Source organism: Pseudomonas sp. LBUM1658 (assembly GCF_059716055.1).
In genome coordinates this window covers 2,322,570-2,340,961 of the sequence record NZ_CP166798.1, presented here as the reverse complement: position 1 = coordinate 2,340,961, position 18,392 = coordinate 2,322,570, and the positions used below count along the sequence as shown (strand labels likewise).

The window sequence follows — 18,392 nt, the reverse complement described above, 5'->3', positions numbered from 1 at the left end:
ATCAAGCCGTACAACCGTTCGTCGTTTAACTTGACTGTGTTTTTTTCGGTACAAATTCATCCAAACCCGCTGCCGCTAAGCGTCTGATGGCAAAACGCCCGAAAAGCTAGTAATTGCTAAGCCCAAAGAACATGTCATTTCGTTGACACGTTTTTTCAAGGCTGGTCTATACCCACTTCATCAGTCTCATCTCAGTTACATCAACCGCATTTTACGAGGCGCGCCAATATGGACGTGAGCGTATTCGGTACGGGCTACGTTGGCCTGATTCAAGCAGCCGCACTGGCAGACGTCGGTCACCGAGTGCTGTGTGTCGACGTCGATCTGAACAAAATCAAACAGCTGCAACAGGCTGTTCCGCCCATCAGTGAACCGGGACTTTCCGGCATGTTGGAAGACAACATCAAGGAAGGCCGGTTGCTGTTCAGCACCCAGGCCAGTGATGCCGTCACCCACGCCGAGTTGATCTTCATCGCAGTCGGAACTCCGGCCGATGAAGACGGTTCTGCCGATCTCAGCCATGTGCTGACGGTCACCCGGGAAATCGCCCGCTGCATGGAAGCCGATCGCACCCTGATCATCAAGTCCACAGTCCCGGTGGGAACCGCCGACAAAGTCGCGGCCTGCGCCCACGAAGAATTGCAGCGCCGAGGCAAGGGCCAGCTGAACGTGCGAGTGGTCTCCAACCCGGAGTTCCTCAAGGAAGGCAGCGCGCTCAACGATTGCATGCGCCCCGACCGGATCATCGTCGGGACCAGTGATGAGATCGCCCGTACCCAGCTCGCAGAACTTTATGCGCCGTTCTGCCGCAACCATGAAAAATTGATGTTCATGGATAACCGCAGCGCCGAACTGACCAAGTACGCCGCCAATGCCATGCTGGCGACCCGCATCAGTTTCATGAACGAGTTGGCCAACCTGACTGAACATCTGGGCGCTGACATCGAGGCGGTTCGCAAGGGTATCGGTTCGGACCCACGTATCGGTTATCACTTCATTTACCCCGGCTGCGGCTTTGGCGGTTCGTGCTTCCCCAAGGACCTGCGAGCCTTGCTGCATACCGCCGAGCAGAACGACATGCCGTTGCGCCTGCTGCGCAGCGTGTGCGATGTGAATGATGCCCAGCGCCATATCCTCTTCAGCAAACTCAAGCCGTATTTCCCCCAGGGCCTGGCCGGCAAGTCGGTCGCCATCTGGGGCCTGGCCTTCAAACCGAACACCGACGACATGCGCGAAGCCCCGAGCCGCTACCTGATGGAAGCGCTCTGGCGCGAAGGCGCAACCGTTCGCGCGTTCGATCCGGAAGCCATGGCCGAGTGCCGGCGCATCTACGGTTACCGCAACGATTTGCAACTGTGCGCCACCCGTGACGACACCCTGGAAGATGCCGATGCGCTGGTGATCTGCACCGAGTGGAAAAACTTTCGGGTGGTCGACCTTGAGCTGCTGGCCAGCAAATTGCGCTCGCGGGTGGTCATCGATGGCCGCAACCTCTACAACCCGGAACATCTCGCGGCCGCTGGATTGCACTATCGTGGTATCGGCCTGCGCAACATCGCTCCAGAAGGAGCGGGCCAATGAAAATCCTGGTGACCGGAGCCGCTGGCTTTATCGGAGCCCACTGCGTCCTGCGCCTGCTGCGCGACGGACACCAGGTATTTGGGCTGGACAATTTCAACGACTACTACGACCCGGCATTGAAGGAAGCCCGCGTGCGTTGGGTACAGGAACAGGCTGGCGACTTCCCCCTGTTTCGCCTCGACCTGGCCGACAACCAGGCAATCGCCGAACTGTTCGCCCGCGAGCAACCACAGGTGGTCATCCACCTGGCTGCCCAGGCCGGGGTGCGCTATTCGCTGGACAATCCGCGGGCCTATGTCGACAGCAACCTGAGCGGGTTCCTGAATATCCTCGAAGGCTGCCGCCATCATCCGGTGCGCCACCTGATCTACGCCTCATCCAGTTCGGTCTACGGGGCCAACCAGCACACCCCGTACTCGGTGCAGGACGGCGTCAACCATCCGCTGTCGCTGTATGCCGCGACCAAGAAAGCCAATGAACTGATGGCCCACAGCTACAGCCATCTGTTCGGTGTCCCATGCACCGGCCTGCGCTTTTTCACCGTGTACGGCCCCTGGGGTCGTCCGGACATGTCGCCGATCCAGTTTGCCCAGGCGATCGTCTCGCGGCGCCCGCTGAAGTTGTTCAACTACGGCCAGCATCAACGCGACTTCACCTACATCGACGACATCATCGAAAGCCTGACCCGGCTGATCGAGCGTGCGCCCCAGGCCGCGTCGAACTGGGACCGTGAACACCCGGATCCGGCCACCAGCATGGCCCCATGGCAGCTCTACAACATTGGCGGCCAGCGCCCGGTCGAACTCAAGGATTACCTCGCCCTCCTGGAGAAACACCTGGGGATCAAGGCTGAGGTCGAGCTGCTGCCCCTGCAACCGGGGGACGTGCTCAACACCTGTGCCGATGTTTCGCAACTGGAACGAGACACCGGTTTTCACCCCCGGATCGAACTGGACGAAGGGCTCGCGCGCTTTGTTTCCTGGTTCCGTGATTACTACCCAATGCCTGTAATTGAAGCACCGCTCGAAAACGGCACTTCGTCACTGGCAGTTCCTGTGCAGCAGTGGAGAAGTCTATGACCGGTCAGCAAAAAGATATTGCGCTCGCGGTTTTGCGGCGAGACAAACGCATGGACCCCAATCATCGCATGCGTCTCGATGCGGCGATCCATATGCAGGGCCGGAGCTGGATGACCGGTCGCGACGGTGGTCGGCCATGGACCCTGTCGCGGACCAATCGGCTGGTGGCCTGCCTGGGTGCCCTGGTGTTGCTGGTACTGCTCTCGCCCCTGCTGCTGACACTGGCCTTGATCGTCAAGCTGACCAGCGCCGGTCCGGTGATGTTCGTACAGAAACGCACTGGCTATCGCGGGCGCACATTCGGTATGTACAAGTTCCGCACCATGGTGGCCAACGCCGAAGAACTCAAAGAGTCGGTGCGCCACCTGAACAAACATGGTGCCGATGCCATCGACTTCAAAATCGACCAGGACCCGCGAGTGACGAAAATCGGTCGCTGGTTGCGGCGCAGCAGCCTGGACGAGTTACCCAACCTGATCAATGTGGTCACCGGCGACATGCGTCTGGTGGGCCCGCGTCCGACTTCATTCAATGCTTACCGCTACAAGGACAACCACCTTGCGCGGCTGAGTATCTACCCCGGCATGACAGGTCTCTGGCAGATCTCCGGGCGTAGCAATATCGACTTCGACCAACGTGTGGAACTGGACCTGAGCTACATAGCAGAGCAGAGCCTCATGCTTGATTTGAAGATCCTGCTTAAAACCCCCTTCAAAGTATTCAGCGGCCAAGGAGCAAGTTGATGGACGGTTCAACCAATAAAAGCTTGAGCATCGCGAACCCGAGCGAGACTAACCTGACCTCGACCGTGCTCGATCCGGATCTGCGGATCCTTCTCTTGACCGCTGCCAATACGGGCAGTGGCACCAGCACCAGCGCCCTGGCGCTGGCCAGTCAACTGGCGCAGATGAGTAGCGGCCAGGTGCTGTTGGTCGACGCGAGTCAGACCTCATCCAGCCTCAGTCAGCAGCTGGGGTTGCAGAAGGAGCGCGGCTTTCGCGACCTGTTGTTCAACCAGGACAACCCGCCGCTGCTGCAGGATTGCATCGTGCACATCTCGAGCCTGCCGTTCCACGTCCTGCCCAACGGCCGGTACATCCGCGGCGCCGATCACCTGAATCCGGAGCAACTGCGCCCCCTGCTCAAGCAGCTCGGTGCGCGATACCGCTTCGTGGTGCTCGATGGCGATGCCGTGTATTCAGCCGCCGACACCCTGGTCATCAGCACCTTGGTAGACGGTGTGGTGCTGGTCGTGCGCGCCGAGGATACCCGCTGGGAAGTAGCGCAAGCCGCCAGCCAGCGCCTGACACAGGCTGGGGCGAAGTTGGTCGGTAGCGTCTTCAACCGACGCAAGTACTACATGCCCAAGTGGCTCTACAACAACCTCTAAGCAGCAGCCAAAGGATGACAACATGAAAGCTAAATGGCTTCCCCTGCTGTTGCTGCCTCTTGTAGGTTGCTCCAGCAATGAAACCCAGAACACGCCGGTGCAGATACTGACCGCCGCACCGGCCGATGCCCAGGCCACCGAGGTACTCAAGGTCGAGCAGACGTTGCGGCCACAGGACGTGCTCGATGTGATCTTCCACGTCAGCACCAGTGGTTCGGCCGCTTACCGGGTGCAGTCCGGCGACCAGGTCGCTCTGAACTTCACCGCCGCCAACCAGCTCAACGGCACCCAGCTGGTGCTGCCCGACGGCACCATCGAACTGCCGGGCGCCAACACTTCGGTGAAAATCGCCGGAATGACCACCGAGCAAGCGCGCCAGGAAATCCAGCGGGTCTACCAGCAAAAGCAACTGTTCCAGCCCAATCGTAACCAGCTTAGCGTGCAGGTCATCACCCCCTTGAGCAACGAGCAGAATCTCAAGAGCGCACTGAACCACCCGGGCACCGGGATGAGCCGGGAGATCATTGTGGGCAGCGACGGCTATGCGAGCTTCCCGGAAATCGGCTCGGTGCCGTTGCAAGGGATGACCCTCAATCAGCTGGAAACCTTCCTCAACTCGCGTTACGCGCAGTTGCCGGGGCGGATGACGGTCGATGTGATGCTCAAGTCAACGAAGGGTAACGAGATCTTTGTACTCGGTGAAGTCGGGATGCCTGGTGCCTACCCTATCCGCCGGCCGGTCTCGATACTCGAGGCACTGACCCTGGCACGGGGGCCGAACATCAAGGCGCAACTGGGTTCAGTGGTCGTCATGCGGCGTACCGGCAACCTGGTTCAGGCACACCGCTACGACGTTGACAAAGCGCTGGCAGGCGATGCTTCGCAGTTCGCTTACCTGCAGGCCGACGACATGCTCTACGTCCCCAAGACCAAATTGGCCAGCGCCGGCGAGCTCGCCCGGCAACTGGCTGACGTGGTGCTGTTCCAGGGTGTCGGCTTGAGTTTCGGCTACCGCCTTGACAACAAAGACTCAGACAGCAACTAACCCCAAGCAGGTGACAGGCCATGAATCCAAAGGAAAACTACCTGCATGAGTTCTTCAGGATCTTCTTCGCCAACCGTCAAACGGTGAAGCGAGTCTTCCTGGTCTTTGCAGTGATCGCACTGGCGTTGCCATTGGTGCTCAAACAGAGCTTCGATATCACCGCCGAAGTCATAGTCCAATCCAAGAAGTTGTCCCAAAGCGATGCCGCCACGGCGCTGACGCAGGATACCGACAAGTTCATTCCGCCTTCGCTGGCGGACATGGAAACCGAGAGCAATATCCTGCGCTCACCGACACTGATCCGGCAGACCATCAGCCAATTGCGTGAGCAGGGCGACCTCACTACCAGCCCTGGCATTCTCTCCAGGCTGGTGATGGCCCCGCTGCGCGAGTACGTGATCAATCCGCTGCGCGAAAAGGTTGTCAACCCGGTACGCGAGGTCTTTGGCCTGGAAGTCGATCCGGTACGTGACACCTCCCTGGATATCCTCACCGAAAAAGCGATAGAAGACCTCAAGATCGAAACACTCCCCGGCTCCAACGTGATTTCGATCGTCTACAGCTACGACGACCCGGCCGTGGGCACCAAATTCGTCGATCACCTGCTGAAAAACTACCTGCAGAACCGCCAGGATCTGCAATCCAACGAGCTGCCACAGACCTTCTACGAACAGAAGAAAAACCAGTACCAGGTGCGTCTCGATGGCCTGGAAGGTAATCGACTGAAACTGCTGGAGGGCGCCAGTTCTGCGGACCCCAAGGAAGAAATTACCTTCCGCCTGAACGCCATCAACACCGAAGAGCAGGCACTCAACCTGCACCGCGACCGTCTGCTGCAAAGCCAGCGCTGGCTCGACTACCTGAAAACCAGTCTGGCCGCCGCCAGCAGCGCCAGACTCAACGACTACACCTTCCCCTACACCTTCACCACCACGGTGGACAATGTTGCGTTCGAAGACCGCGAGATCAGACAACTCGGCGAACAGCTGACAAGTCAGGTTACCCGCTATAACAACGATCTGGCGATTTTCCAGCCGGGCAGCGAACCGATGCTGTTGACCCGCGAGCAGATTACCCGCTCACGGCAGCAGTTCCTCAAGGTGGTCAACAATCGTATCCAGGAACGGACCAACGATCTGGCGGTCGTCACTTCGGTGATCAACCAGAAGACCGCGCGCATTGCTGATTACAAGAACCGCGTCCATCAGCTGCAACAGACTCAGAGCAAGCTGCGGCAAATGGACACTGAAATCAACGCGTTGCATGCGGCCTTCTTCACCTACACCCAGCGGTATGAAGAAAGCAGCAGCGAGCGTTCGCTGGCCAGCGACCTGTCGAACGCACGAGTCCTCAGCCCGCCGTATGAACCGACCGAAGCGGCCTTTCCGAAACCGCTGCTGATCATTCCGTTCGGCCTGATCACTGGTCTGTTGCTGGCCATCGCACTGGTCTATGTCCGCGAGTTCTTCGATCATCGTTTCAAACATCCGGCGCAAATCACCCATCAACTCGGCCTGCCGGTGTTGCTGGTGATCAACGATCAGCACGCCGATCAGCCCAATCCACACCGCAACTGGTCGGTACCCAGCTTCGTGCATTGGGTGCGCAATTGAACGCGCAGCACAAACCTGCGCTGGCGATCATCCATCTGCTCAGCAGCGGCGGTTTCTACGGGGCTGAGCGGATGTTGATGGATCATTGCCTGGCGACGCCGGGGCAGCACCAAGTGCTGTTCCTCGACGCGCCACCGGAGTTGATCGCCCGCTTTCGTGATGCTGGCGTTGACTGCCGCGGCTGCTCGGGACTTACCGAGTTGTTGCGGCACCTGGGGCGGCGGCGCAAGGAGCGGCCGCTGATCAACACCCATAACTTCAAGGGCCTGTTGTTTGGCTGGGTGGGTGCCACGCTGTGGCGCCTGCCGCTGGTCATCACCCAGCACGGCTTCACCCCGCGCAGCACCAAGCAACGCTTCTACACCTGGCTGAGCCTGCAACTGTGCCGCACACCCTCGGTCAATCGGGTGGTGTGCGTCGCAGAAAGCATCGCGCTGCTGCATCGCCAGGCCAGCGTGCGGGCTGACAAGTTGCAGGTGATCCCCAACGGTCTGCCGCTGGCACCGGCGCTGCCGCCGCGTGCCAGCGGCAATCCACGCTGGCTGGCCGGTTACGTTGGACGGCTGAGCAGCGAAAAAGGCCCTGACTTGTTCCTCGATGCACTGATCCCGCTGTGCCAGCAGCACCCGCAACTGCATGCGGTGATGCTTGGCGATGGCCCCGAACGCCCCGCGCTGCTGGCGCGGATCGAGGCCGCCGGGTTGCTTGAGCGCATCGAGTTGCCGGGCTACCAGACCAATATGCGTCGCTGGTGGAGTGAACTGAATGTGCTGGTGATCAGTTCACGCACTGAAGGCACTCCGATGATTCTGTTGGAGGCCATGCAAGCCGGTGTACCGGTGGTGGCTTTTGGCGTTGGCGGTATTCCCGACGTGATCGAGCACCGCCGCAACGGTCTGCTGGCCCAGGCCTGCGACAGCAGCGAACTGGCCAGCCAGATCGGCAGTCTGCTGCGCGACCCGGTGCTGGTGCGGACCCTGACAGACCGCGCACGCCACACCCAGCTCGATCGTTACGACCTTGCGGCCCTGGCCCAACGTTGGTCGCAGCTCTATATCCATACTGCACAGGGGGTATAAGCGTGATTATTCCGCTCTCGATGATCGGCCTGCTGGCCGCAACCTGCCTGGCCCTGCTGGTCAGTCCCTACCCGTACCTGGCACCCGGTGCGGTGCTGGGGCTGGTCGGAGTGGCCGTACTCTATCGACGGCCCGCCTGGGGTTTGCTCGGGATTGTCGCGCTGGTGCCATTCGAGGGCCTGATGAAGGAGAGCAGTTTCTCCGGGGCTAAATTCCTCGGCATCTCACTGGCCTTGATTCTCTCCCTGCAACTGCTCCTGCGCCAGCTTCCGGCCAGTCGCCTGCGGAGCAATCAATGGCCGCTGTTGTTGTCGTTCATGGCGCTCTACCTGTTGAGTCTGGCGGCCTCCGACAACCTTGCGATGTCCCTCAGCCATCTGCGGGAACTGATCGTCGGGCTGCTGCTCTTCGTCATCACCTTGCTCGTCGGTCGCGAGCTGAACCTGATCAACTTCTGCCGCCTGGCCACGGTCAGCGTCGCCATCACCTGTGCCGTCGCCATGTTTTCCACCAAGTACCAGGAACAGGGGCGAGCCTCAGCCATGCTCGACCCCAATTCCCTGGCAATGCTGATTGCGTTCGCCATCCCCCTGGCGCTGCTGCTCGCTGTTAAAAGCTCGAACCTGTTGCAGCGCCTGGGTTGGCTTGCGTGCACCCTGCTGCTGTTGGGGGGCATGACCAAGACCGAATCACGCTCAGGGCTGGTGGTGCTGTTTATCAGCCTGGTCATCGGCATTTATCACTACCGCGCGCAGCTACCGCGAATTCGCCCGCGCCACCTGGGTTTTGCCATGCTCGGAGTGGCGATTGTCATCCCCTTGGCGATCTACGCCATGCCGGCCGGATACGTCGCACGTATTCAGTCCCTGAGCATTCTGTCATCCGGCGCCAAGGCCTATGGCGACGAGTCCCTGGGACGACGCGCTTCCTACATCGTGGTCGGCAGCAAGATGATCCGCGAACATCCGTTGCTGGGTACCGGCCCCGGCACCTTCCCGCTGCATTACGCCACCACCGGCTATGCCAAGGCCTTCTCGGCCAACCGCAAGGTCACCGACCTTTACCGGCGGGCGCATAACACCTACCTGGAGCTGTTCAGCGAGGTCGGTATTCCCGCTGCCTTGTTGTTCGTGTCGATGATAGCCCTTGCTTTGCGCAATATCCTGCGGGCCCGCCGGGCATGGCTGGAACGCGACAATTGGGGACAGGCGGACCTGGTCACCCACCTGGGCATGAGTCTGCTGTCGCTGTCGCTGTTCCTGATGTTCCTCAGCGCCCCCAACGCGAAATACGTGTGGATCATGCTGGCGCTCTCCTATGTGCTGCGGCTGAAGGCTGAAGAAAGCCCGTTGCTGGGGCGCCGAGCATGAGCCTGATCAGCATTGTTATCCCGATGTACAACGAGGCCCGGCACATCGCCCGGACCGTACAGGCGGCACGCCTGGCGGCCAATGCAGCGGGCCTTGAGTGCGAGCTGCTGGTGGTCGACAACGGCTCCCAGGACCAGGGCCCGCAGATCGCCCGCGAACTGGGGGCCCAGGTGCTGATTCTGCCCGGCCTGCATATCGGTACCTTGCGCAACCACGGCGCCGCCATCGCCAGCGGGGAATGGCTGGCCTTCCTCGATGCCGACATCGAGATGCCACACAACTGGCTCTCGTTATTGCTCGAACTCGAATCTGGCGGCCAGGCCGATGTACTCGGCCTGGACTGCGACACGCCGACGCAAGCGCCGTGGTTCGCCCACGCCTGGCAGCGCCGCACATTGCGCCCCACTACCCACAGCCTGCACCCGGCGCAATGGTTGCCGACCGCCAATCTGCTGATGCGCCGCGAGTGGTTCGTGCGGGTCGGCGGTTTTGACGAAAGCCTGCGCACCGGCGAGGACAAGGACTTGACGATGCGCCTGGCCCAGACCGGAGCGCGCTTGCTGGCGGTGAATGAGAGCATCGCCCTGCATTGGGGTTACGAGGGCAGCTGGCGCGAGTGGGTCGGCAAAGAGCTGTGGCGTCAGGGCAGCCATCTGCAATTGCTCCGCAGCCACGGCATCAGCCTGCGTCTGCTGCGCTTTCCGCTGCTGTCACTGGGCGCCTGGGTGCTGGATGCAATGGCGCTCTCGGCATTGCTCGACGGCCGGCCCCATCTGGCGCTGTTGCTGGTGCTGGTAACCAGCCTGCCGGCGCTGGCGTTGAGCATGCGCCAGAGCCTGATACATCGTGACCTGGGCCTGACCCTGCAACTCTGGGGCTTGCACTGGTTGCGTTTGCACCTGGCTGGAGCCGCCTTTGTACTCAGCCTTTGTCATTGGAAAGCCAGGAGACCTGCCCGTGGCTGAATTCATTTTCTGGTTGTGCCTGCTGTTGCCACTGTACGCCTATCTGGGTTACCCGCTGATGCTGGCAATCCTCACGCCGTGGTTTGCAGAACGTCGCTACCCGCCGGCCGAACCCCTGGCGGTGAGCATCGTCATCGCCGCGCACAACGAAGCCCGGCATGTCGAAGAGAAACTGCGCATCTTGCTGGACCAGGATTATTCGGCGCTGGCGCTGCAAATCATCCTCGCCAGCGACGGCTCCAGCGATGACACCGTGGCCTGTGCGCAACGGGTAATCGATCCGCGCATCCAGGTGCTCGACCTGCCCCGCCAGGGCAAGGCCGCTACCTTGAATGCCGCCGTCGAACTGAGCACTGGCGATATTCTGGTGTTCACCGACGCTGACAATCAGTGGTCAACCAGTACCCTTGGGCAACTGCTGGCGCCACTCAATGATCCACAAGTCGGTGCCTGCGCCGGGCACATGGTGATCCCGATCCCGGGCAAAGGCCTGAGCCTGGGCGATAGCCTCTACCGCCATTACGAGGGTTGGTTGCGCCGCGTGGAAAACCGCACCGGCTGCATGGTCTCCGCCGACGGCGCCCTGCTCGCCCTGCGCCGCGAGCTGTTCCAGAGCATTCCGGCGCAGGTCAACGATGACTTCTTCCTCAGCACCTGCGCGCCGGTAGCCGGCAAACGCATCGTCTACGTCGAATCGGCGCAGGTGATCGATCAGGGCGTCGATGAAGCCGACAAACAGTTTCGTCGCCGCCAACGGGTGACCGTGGGCGGACTGCAAAGCCTGGCGCAGCGCCGTGAGCTGCTCAACCCCTTGCGTCACGGCCTGTACGCATTGGCGCTGATCAGCCACAAATTGATTCGCCGGCTGGCGCCGGTCCTGCTGGTGCCGCTGCTGCTGAGCAATCTCTGGCTGTGGGGCGAGCACGGCTTCTACAACCTGGCACTGATCACCCAACTGCTGGGCTACAGCGTGGCCTTCGCCGGCCTGCTCGATGTGCAGCACCGTTTGCCCAAACCTTTTCGCCTCGCCGCCTTTTTCCTGGTGACCCTTGCCGGGATGAGTGTCGGTCTGTGGCAGTTCCTGCGTGGCCAGCATTATAGCCAATGGAATCCCGACCAGAATCGATAAGAGTGCCGACCTATGCCGATCAAGCAAATGTTCAAGAGCACCAGTGGCTGGCTGTACCTCAACTCGCCGCAGGGTCGCAGCCAGCTGCGGGGCGCCGGAGTGATTCTGATGTTGCATCGGGTGCTCGCCGATGACCGCAGCGCCGAGCTGCCCCATCGCAATGAGCTGTGCGTCGGCCCGCGTGCCTTTGATAAATTGCTGCGCTGGCTCAAGCGCCATTTCGACTGCGTGACGCTGATGGACCTGCTGTACGCCGACGCCCATCCGAACGCCTCGGCGCGGCCGAAGGTCGCCCTGACCTTCGACGACGGCTGGCGTGACAATGCACTGAATGCCTTTCCGCTGCTACAGCAGCATCAGGTGCCGGCGAGTATTTTCCTGTCCACCGACTTCATTGGCAGCCGCCAGCGCTTCTGGTGGGAAAGCCTTGGTGAAACACTCTGGGGCAGCCATGGCGGCTTCTCGCGTCAACGCCTGCTCGAACACCTGCAACGTATCGGCCGGCCATTACCCGCGGCGTTCCTCGGCGATGGCAACAAACAGCAACGCAGCCTGGTCCTGGCCAACTACTTGCAGAGTCTGAAAAGCCTGGCCCCCCAGGACCTCAACAGCCTCACCGACGCTTGCCCGATCGAGTCGTTGCCCCAGGCACTGGATTGGCAGCAAGTGCGCATCCTGGAACGCTCCGGACTGATCAGCTTCGGTCCCCACGGCGCAAGTCACTCCATCCTTACCGGACTTGACGACACCCGTCTGGACCTGGAACTGAGCCGCAGCCACGACGCCTTGCAGCGGGGCTGCCAAAAACCGCTGCCGGTCTATTGCTACCCCAATGGCGATCATGATCAGCGAGTCCGCCAACGCCTGGCCGCGCACCGCTACGCCTTTGCCCTGAGCACCAACGCCGGCATCTATCGCGGCAATGGCGACCCACTGGCGCTGCCGCGCATCGGCGTCAGCCAGCGCAATGCCAGCCGCCCATCGCTGCTGGCCTGGCGCATCTGCCAGGGTGGTCGCCCATGAGCCGCAATCAATATCTGCACCACCTGGTGCTGAGCATGGGCACGCGGCTGGCGATGATCGCCCTGCGCCTGCTGCGCAACGTGTTGCTGGCACGGATTCTCGGCCCCAGCGAACGCGGCCTGTTCGCCCTGGTCAGCACCTTGCCAGACCTGATCAGCGCCGCCACCAGCGGCGGGCTGAACTCGGCGGTCGGCTACCAGGCGGCGCAACAGCGCTCGATGGGCCTGCTGCTCAGCCAGGTGCTGGTCTTCGGTTGCTTGCTCGCCGGTGTGCTGACCTTGATCAGCGTCACCCTGCTCCGTGAATTCGGCACCACGCTGGACATCACCGCGCAGCTTGGATTGCTTGCCTGGTTGCTGCTGTTGGCGGTGCCCCTGACGGTACTCAAGAGCGGTCTGCTGACTCTGCACAATGCCTCCGGTGGAGTAGTGGCCTTCAACACTCTGCGGCTGATTGAGTCACTGGCGCCGCTGTTGCTGTTTCTCGCCCTGTTCTGGATGTGGCAAAGCGCGGCGCTGGAAGCGGCGTTGATCAGCTGGCTGGCGGGCATCAGCCTGGTGGTCCTCGCTGGCTGGTTCTGGCTCAGCCGCAGTCAGGAAGTAAAACTCTGCTGGGACCGCAGCAGCCAGCAGGAACTGCTGCGCTTCAGTGCCAAGAGCCATCCTGATCTGCTGTTCCAGCAGGTGATCCTGCGCTCTGACTACCTGTTCATCGGCGCCCTCCTCGGCAGCACCGCCCTGGGCCATTACGCCATGGCCAGTGCTGCTGCGGAACTGCTGCTGATCGTCCCCGAGGCCGTCACCACGCCGCTGATGAAACGTCTGCTGCAACAGGAAAAAGGTATCGAACGCTTGACGCCACTGGCCTTGCGCTTGACGGCCACGGTGATGCTCGGCGCCTGCCTGAGCATGGCGCTGATCGGCGAATGGTTGATCGTCACGTTGTTTGGTGCGGCCTACCAGCCGGCCTACCCGGCGCTGCTGGCGTTGCTGCCAGGGTTGCTGGGCCTGTGCTACGCCAGCATCCTGCGCCTGGACCTGCTCGGGAAAAATCGCCCGGGCAGCATCTCGCTATTGATGGGCCTGGGTGCGATGCTCAACCTGGCGTTGAACCTGCTGCTGATTCCAGCCTACGGCATCGTCGGCGCGGCCATGGCTTCGTCCATTGCCTACCTGGCAGTGACCGTGGCCTTGCTGGTGTTGTATTGCCGGCTCAGTGGTGTGCCCGTGTGGCAAACCCTGGTGGTTTTGCCCAGCGATCTGGCCCCCCTGTGGCATATGTTGCAGCGGAGGCCAGCATGAGCCGCACACATCTGCTGACAAGCCTCGGGCTCTGCCTGGGGTTGCTCGCGAGCGCGCAGGCCGCGCCCATGCGCTGGGCCGAGATTCGCGACGGCAGCCTGTATCTGCAGCCCGATAAAGCCGACACCCTGACTGTCAGCTGGGAGCCTGCCTGGCAGGCCGACGCCAACGAAGAACGTCTGTACTTGCTCGACGGTCAAGGAAAGTTGCTCGGCGAGCGGGTCATCCCATCCGGTGAAGTCCGCGGCCGTCAGAGCTGGCCCTTGGCTGCGAGCGCCGCCAGCTATCGCTTGGAGATTCCGGGCTACAGCTTCCGGCGTTACCAGCTCGAACATGATCAGCGTACGGTGGCCCTGTTTGCTCCGGCCAAGGTTCACTTCAGCGCCGAAACCACCCATGGCACAGAGCTCTACTTCAAGGTCGGTGCCGGTGAACAGGCGGTACTCGCGGGAAAATTCTACGGCGGAGTCAGCGGCTTGCAAGCCGAGCGCCTGAAGGATGGCCAGCGGATCAACCTGTCGCTCAAATCCCACCCGGCTTACTGGCAATTTGATCAGGTAGCCCTTCCGGTCACCGCCGATGAACAGGTCTGGAGGCTGCGCCTGCAGGGCAGCGGCAAGGCCGCGTTCTGGCTCGACGGCACGGCCAATCTATTCGCCCAGCAGCCGCAACAACTCATGCCGTTGCGCCAGGACGAAGGTCGGGCCCGGCTCAACCTGCACCCGCAAATCCTGGGGCAGACTCCGAATCTGGGCGTCGCCCTGCCCTATGTCATGCCGCCGCAATCGGTCTATCCGACGATCGACGCGCTGCAACTGCGCGCGGCCGGCTATTACAGCTTTGTCGACATTCTGACCCGGGATCCGCACTACGAAGACCGCTTCCGTCGCTTGTACCAGGAGCGCTTCGGCATTACCAACGACATCACCCTGCTGGCGGGCAGTAACCGCAAGGCCGACCTGCTGGCGGACTCGGTCACCAACGTCGGCCTGAATGCCTGGCTGGCCGCCACGGTCGCCCTCGGCGGCAAAGGCCTGCACTACATCTCCTTCGCCGACGAGCCGAATCTCAATTACAACGACTACGCCACCTACCAGCGTCAGTTCGACAGCATGGCGCGGCAGGTGCGCGACTACCCGGGGGCCTTCGAGGCCGGGGTACGGATTGCCATGCCCGGCAGTTCACGGCTGATCAACGGCCCGTTTCACGAAGACTCGAGTGAACGGCGCGGTATCGATTGGGCGCGCCGGCTGCTGGAAAAATCTCCCGGGCAAATCGACGCCCTGGCCTGGCACGAATGGATGGTGCGCGATCTATTGGCCACCCGCAGCTATCGCGACAGCGTGCGCCAGGCCGCCGAACTGGTCGGACTTGACGCTAATGGCCGACCACGCAAGGCCCTGCTGCTGGACCAGACCAACCTCTCCAGCGGCTCGAGCCTGAGCCCCTACGACCAGGACACCCACTTCGCCTCGATGTGGTGGGCGTCGGTGGTAATCAATTCCGCCCAGGACGGTTTGCTCGACATGCTCAACTATTTCCACGCCGCCGATGAGCCGCAGTACCCCAAGGGTATGTTGCGGGTACTGGGGCCTTCGAGTTTCGAGTTGAAACCGGTCGGCCTCGCCCAGCAGTTCATCCAGGCCCACTGGCTTGGGCAGGTACTGCGCCTGGATAACGATGCCTTCGAGGTCGACGCGCTGGCCATGGCCAACGGTCAACAACGCAGCCTGCTGGGCGTGAACAAAGCCACACGTATGCAGCATGTCAGCCTGCAGGGTCCCGATGCGGCATGCCCGCAATCGTCCGCTGCACTGGTGTATTTCGGTGCCGACAGCAAGAGCCGGGCCGCCAGATACCGCTGCCTGGAAGGCCGCATCAGCTTCGAAGTACCTGGCGAAACCTTGTTCGCACTGACCTGGAGTGCATCATGAAACATCCGAACAGACACCGTGGCCCAAGGCGCCCGGGTTCCCCCAAAAGCGCCTTGCCCGGCGTGCCTTCATGGACCGATTGCGCGTTGTGCATTCCCGCGATTACTGCCATCTACTACCAGCACCATCTGGAGGCATCATGAGTGCAATGCAGAAGCTCAGTGAGCGAATCAAACAAAAGGGCCTGCGCTATACCTTCAACAGCTTGTGGAAGAAATATGTGTTTTTCCATTGGGAACTGTTATGGATGGAGCGCGATCTGGTCAGCCCGGTACCTCCCCACAGACTCAGGGCCTACCGGCCACTGCGCCTGGAAACCATCACCACGGAAAATGTTGGAGCCTTTACCACGCACTACGCCGACCGCGTGGAAACCATGCGCGAATTGGCCGCCGAGGGGCACACCGGACACATGTACCTGGACGACAAAGGCGATGCCGTGTCCTTCATCTGGGCCAGCACCCGTAACTACCACGATCGCCACTATTACGGCTGCTGGTTCCCGGTCAAGCAAGGCGAGTTCTTCGAGTTCGGCGGCGAGCAGACTCGGCCCTACTTCGGAACTACCTTGTCGGTGGATGTGCAACTCAACCTGTGGAAAGCCATGCAAGCGCAGGGCTGCAACAAGGTAGTGGATGTCTGCGAATCCTTTAACATTCCGGCCCTCAAACTGCATATGCGCATGGGATATCAGGAGCAGGGCCGGGTCATGCATGTGTATGGCTTGTTCCGGCGCTGGCGCTTCTTTCGCGAGACCCGCTACAGCGGCTCGCGACTGGACGCCTTGCGCAAACCCGAACGGCCCGCCGTCACTGCGTCTGCAGCGTGACGGCCATGACAATGACTTTCGAATGGCGCACTTCGCTGTGCGCCCCAGACTTCCCGACCGCGGCCTACGAGACCTTGCGCAAGCAGGTCGTCAACCATACGCCGTTCAACTCACTGGCCTGGCTGTGCGCGGCCGAGGGTGCGCTGGGTGCCAACGACCAGTTGCATGTGCTGCTTGCCTGGCAGGCCGAGGAGCTGTGTCTGTGCCTGCCGCTGATAGCGTCCCGCGTGTACTTCGGCGGGGTGCCGCTGCGGGTGCTGCGCCACCTCGGCTTCCCCCTCAGCGACCGCATCGCCTTGCTCGCCACCCTGGAAGGTGCCGGTGCGCGGCAAACGCTGCGGCAGATCCGCCGCCGATTGCCCCACGCGCTGTTGCAGCTCAACGAGTTGACCGACCCTGACGCTCGGTCCAGCCTCCTGACGCAGTGGAAACGCCAGAGCTCCACCGGTGAACAGCGCCTCAGTTGCCGGGCGCCGGTACATCAGATCAGCGAGGCCGACCGCCAGGAAGTTTCCGGCGATCCGCGCTACAAGCTGCGGCGAGCGCGAAAGCGAATCGCTGCCTGTGGTGCGGTGGTGCGACGGCTGGTGCCGGATGCCACGACCATGGGGCCATTGCTGCAAGTCATCAGCGAAGTCGAGGCCGTCAGCTGGAAAGGCGATAAAGGAGTCGGGATCTTTTCCGATGCCCAACGCAGGGAATGGATGGACCGCGCCTTCACCGCCCTCGCCGACCGGGGTCTGGTGCGTGTGGTGGTGCTGGAACTGGACGGGCGCTGCATCAGCTATCGTCTGGGGCTGCTGGAACAGGGTCGGCTGTATGACTACAACCTGGCGTTTCTACCGAAATACGCCGATCTGGGCAGCGGTCGAGTGCTGCTCGATGAGTGGATTCGCTGGGGCCTCGAGGAAGACTGGCAATGGATCGACGCATCGCGGGTCAGCCTGGAGAACTCCAGCCATCAACTGCATGAACGCATGACCGGACAACTTGAACACTGGCGCTGGAGTTTCTACTCCTGGCGTCCCAGCGGGCTCTACCTGGGCACCGCCCTGCGCCTTTGGCAACGGCTCAGACCGTACCTGAAAAAGTGGCGGGCCAAACGCGCGGCGGCATCCGCCAAGCCTGTCGATACCATTCCAAACCCACTGGAGGGTCAAAATGCCTCAGCACGTCATAGTCAACGCTGACGACTTCGGCCTCAGCGAGAACGAGAATGCAGTCATCCTGCGGGCGTTCCAGACCGGCTTGATCAGCTCCGCAACCGCGATGGCGAACATGCCGGCGTTTCCAGCCGCCTGTGCCATGGCCCAGCATCCACTGCTGCAGGGGCGAATCGGCCTGCACTTCAACCTCACCTATGGGCGTCCGCTCAGCGAAGCAATTCTCGAACAACCGGCGTTCTGTAGCCCCAGCGGCGAGTTCGATCTGGACCTGTCTCGCCACAGCCTGTGGCTTGGCCGCAAGGCGCGGCGAGCGGTGCTGGAGGAACTCGAAGCCCAATGGCAACGCTGCCTGGAATTCGGCCTGCAGCCCAGTCACCTGGACTCGCACCAGCACGTCCACAATATCTGGCCCATCGGCGAAATCGTCGCGCGCTTCGCCGCGCGGCAAGGTGTGGCGCTACGTCTGGCGCGTAACCTTGGGCAAAATATCGGCACTGGCAAGCGGCTGTTCAAGACCTTGCTCAACCGGCGTCTACGCAGTCTCGCCGGCACCACCGCCGACCACGTCTGTACCCCGGCTGACCTGCGCAATGCCGCACCGCCAGCGGACGGCCTGCTGGAGGTGGTCACCCATCCCAACCTGCTTGGCGCGGATTTCGGCGATGCTTACCTGAACCCTGGGGAATCCTTGAGCCAGGTGCTGGAGAGTCGTCTGTCGGGGGTTCCGCGAGTTCCCTATAGCGGGGCAGGCAAAATGCTGACGGTAGCGGTCGGTGTATTGGAATAGTCGGACAATGCCTGTCAGTTAACACAAATCTATGGTCGGACGAATAATTGTGGCGAGGGGGCTTGTCGGAACGCCGCATCGCCCCGCTCGGCTGCGCAGCA

General features: G+C 61.6%; 16 protein-coding genes. All 16 read left to right on the top strand.

From position 1 onward, the window contains the following. The first annotated feature begins 228 nt into the window (after window positions 1-228). The 16 genes from ACA064_RS10690 to ACA064_RS10615 all read left to right on the top strand — a co-directional run bounded on the left by ACA064_RS10690 (window position 229) and on the right by ACA064_RS10615 (window position 18,291). Window positions 229-1,581 carry a UDP-glucose dehydrogenase family protein gene (locus ACA064_RS10690; RefSeq protein ID WP_497673324.1) on the top strand — a complete coding sequence of 451 codons (1,353 nt, stop codon included), beginning with the start codon at window positions 229-231 and terminating at the stop codon, window positions 1,579-1,581. Next, a complete protein-coding gene (locus tag ACA064_RS10685; protein WP_497673323.1) occupies window positions 1,578-2,660 on the top strand; it encodes an NAD-dependent epimerase in 1,083 nt (360 codons plus the stop codon). The genes ACA064_RS10690 and ACA064_RS10685 overlap by 4 nt, the downstream gene beginning before the upstream one ends. Continuing rightward, window positions 2,657-3,403, top strand: a complete 747-nt coding sequence (locus tag ACA064_RS10680) for a sugar transferase (protein ID WP_497673322.1) — start codon at window positions 2,657-2,659, stop codon at window positions 3,401-3,403. Before ACA064_RS10685 ends, ACA064_RS10680 begins: the two co-directional genes overlap by 4 nt. Continuing rightward, window positions 3,403-4,050 carry a CpsD/CapB family tyrosine-protein kinase gene (locus ACA064_RS10675; protein WP_497673321.1) on the top strand — a complete coding sequence of 216 codons (648 nt, stop codon included), beginning with the start codon at window positions 3,403-3,405 and terminating at the stop codon, window positions 4,048-4,050. Before ACA064_RS10680 ends, ACA064_RS10675 begins: the two co-directional genes overlap by 1 nt. Window positions 4,051-4,072: 22 nt before the next feature. Further along, window positions 4,073-5,095, top strand: a complete 1,023-nt coding sequence (locus ACA064_RS10670) for a polysaccharide biosynthesis/export family protein (protein ID WP_497673320.1) — start codon at window positions 4,073-4,075, stop codon at window positions 5,093-5,095. Window positions 5,096-5,115: 20 nt separating this feature from the next. After that, window positions 5,116-6,708: a GumC family protein gene (locus ACA064_RS10665; protein WP_497673319.1), complete on the top strand. Its 1,593-nt coding sequence runs from the start codon at window positions 5,116-5,118 to the stop codon at window positions 6,706-6,708. Further along, a complete protein-coding gene (locus ACA064_RS10660) occupies window positions 6,705-7,787 on the top strand; it encodes a glycosyltransferase family 4 protein (protein WP_497673318.1) in 1,083 nt (360 codons plus the stop codon). Before ACA064_RS10665 ends, ACA064_RS10660 begins: the two co-directional genes overlap by 4 nt. Before the next feature lie 2 nt (window positions 7,788-7,789). Further along, the gene (locus ACA064_RS10655; RefSeq protein WP_497673317.1) at window positions 7,790-9,157 is read left to right on the top strand and encodes an O-antigen ligase family protein; all 1,368 of its coding nucleotides are present in this window, start codon (window positions 7,790-7,792) and stop codon (window positions 9,155-9,157) included. Next, complete coding sequence (locus tag ACA064_RS10650; RefSeq protein ID WP_497673316.1) at window positions 9,154-10,122, top strand: glycosyltransferase family 2 protein; 969 nt, start codon at window positions 9,154-9,156, stop codon at window positions 10,120-10,122. Before ACA064_RS10655 ends, ACA064_RS10650 begins: the two co-directional genes overlap by 4 nt. Further along, window positions 10,115-11,251 carry a glycosyltransferase gene (locus ACA064_RS10645; RefSeq protein WP_497673315.1) on the top strand — a complete coding sequence of 379 codons (1,137 nt, stop codon included), beginning with the start codon at window positions 10,115-10,117 and terminating at the stop codon, window positions 11,249-11,251. Before ACA064_RS10650 ends, ACA064_RS10645 begins: the two co-directional genes overlap by 8 nt. A 12-nt stretch (window positions 11,252-11,263) precedes the next feature. Then, a complete protein-coding gene (locus tag ACA064_RS10640) occupies window positions 11,264-12,274 on the top strand; it encodes a polysaccharide deacetylase family protein (RefSeq protein ID WP_497673314.1) in 1,011 nt (336 codons plus the stop codon). Further along, window positions 12,271-13,575 (top strand): oligosaccharide flippase family protein, encoded by a 1,305-nt coding sequence (locus tag ACA064_RS10635; protein WP_497673313.1) that lies wholly within the window; start codon window positions 12,271-12,273, stop codon window positions 13,573-13,575. Before ACA064_RS10640 ends, ACA064_RS10635 begins: the two co-directional genes overlap by 4 nt. Next, entirely contained in the window at window positions 13,572-15,509 is a 1,938-nt protein-coding gene (locus tag ACA064_RS10630) for a hypothetical protein (RefSeq protein ID WP_497673312.1), read from the top strand. Before ACA064_RS10635 ends, ACA064_RS10630 begins: the two co-directional genes overlap by 4 nt. Window positions 15,510-15,648: 139 nt before the next feature. Then, complete coding sequence (locus ACA064_RS10625) at window positions 15,649-16,338, top strand: N-acetyltransferase (protein WP_497673311.1); 690 nt, start codon at window positions 15,649-15,651, stop codon at window positions 16,336-16,338. A gap of 5 nt (window positions 16,339-16,343) precedes the next feature. Further along, window positions 16,344-17,528: a GNAT family N-acetyltransferase gene (locus tag ACA064_RS10620; RefSeq protein ID WP_497673310.1), complete on the top strand. Its 1,185-nt coding sequence runs from the start codon at window positions 16,344-16,346 to the stop codon at window positions 17,526-17,528. Then, entirely contained in the window at window positions 17,500-18,291 is a 792-nt protein-coding gene (locus ACA064_RS10615; RefSeq protein ID WP_497673309.1) for a carbohydrate deacetylase, read from the top strand. The genes ACA064_RS10620 and ACA064_RS10615 overlap by 29 nt, the downstream gene beginning before the upstream one ends. Window positions 18,292-18,392 lie beyond the last annotated feature (101 nt).

Excerpts from the sequence above, each read along its gene's own strand:
- ACA064_RS10690 (WP_497673324.1), top strand. The coding sequence starts at position 229 with ATGGACGTGAGCGTATTCGGTACGGGCTACGTTGGCCTGATTCAAGCA.
- ACA064_RS10685 (WP_497673323.1), top strand. The coding sequence starts at position 1,578 with ATGAAAATCCTGGTGACCGGAGCCGCTGGCTTTATCGGAGCCCACTGC.
- ACA064_RS10680 (WP_497673322.1), top strand. The coding sequence starts at position 2,657 with ATGACCGGTCAGCAAAAAGATATTGCGCTCGCGGTTTTGCGGCGAGAC.
- ACA064_RS10675 (WP_497673321.1), top strand. The coding sequence starts at position 3,403 with ATGGACGGTTCAACCAATAAAAGCTTGAGCATCGCGAACCCGAGCGAG.
- ACA064_RS10670 (WP_497673320.1), top strand. The coding sequence starts at position 4,073 with ATGAAAGCTAAATGGCTTCCCCTGCTGTTGCTGCCTCTTGTAGGTTGC.
- ACA064_RS10665 (WP_497673319.1), top strand. The coding sequence starts at position 5,116 with ATGAATCCAAAGGAAAACTACCTGCATGAGTTCTTCAGGATCTTCTTC.
- ACA064_RS10650 (WP_497673316.1), top strand. The coding sequence starts at position 9,154 with ATGAGCCTGATCAGCATTGTTATCCCGATGTACAACGAGGCCCGGCAC.
- ACA064_RS10640 (WP_497673314.1), top strand. The coding sequence starts at position 11,264 with ATGCCGATCAAGCAAATGTTCAAGAGCACCAGTGGCTGGCTGTACCTC.
- ACA064_RS10635 (WP_497673313.1), top strand. The coding sequence starts at position 12,271 with ATGAGCCGCAATCAATATCTGCACCACCTGGTGCTGAGCATGGGCACG.
- ACA064_RS10630 (WP_497673312.1), top strand. The coding sequence starts at position 13,572 with ATGAGCCGCACACATCTGCTGACAAGCCTCGGGCTCTGCCTGGGGTTG.
- ACA064_RS10625 (WP_497673311.1), top strand. The coding sequence starts at position 15,649 with ATGAGTGCAATGCAGAAGCTCAGTGAGCGAATCAAACAAAAGGGCCTG.
- ACA064_RS10620 (WP_497673310.1), top strand. The coding sequence starts at position 16,344 with ATGACAATGACTTTCGAATGGCGCACTTCGCTGTGCGCCCCAGACTTC.
- ACA064_RS10615 (WP_497673309.1), top strand. The coding sequence starts at position 17,500 with ATGCCTCAGCACGTCATAGTCAACGCTGACGACTTCGGCCTCAGCGAG.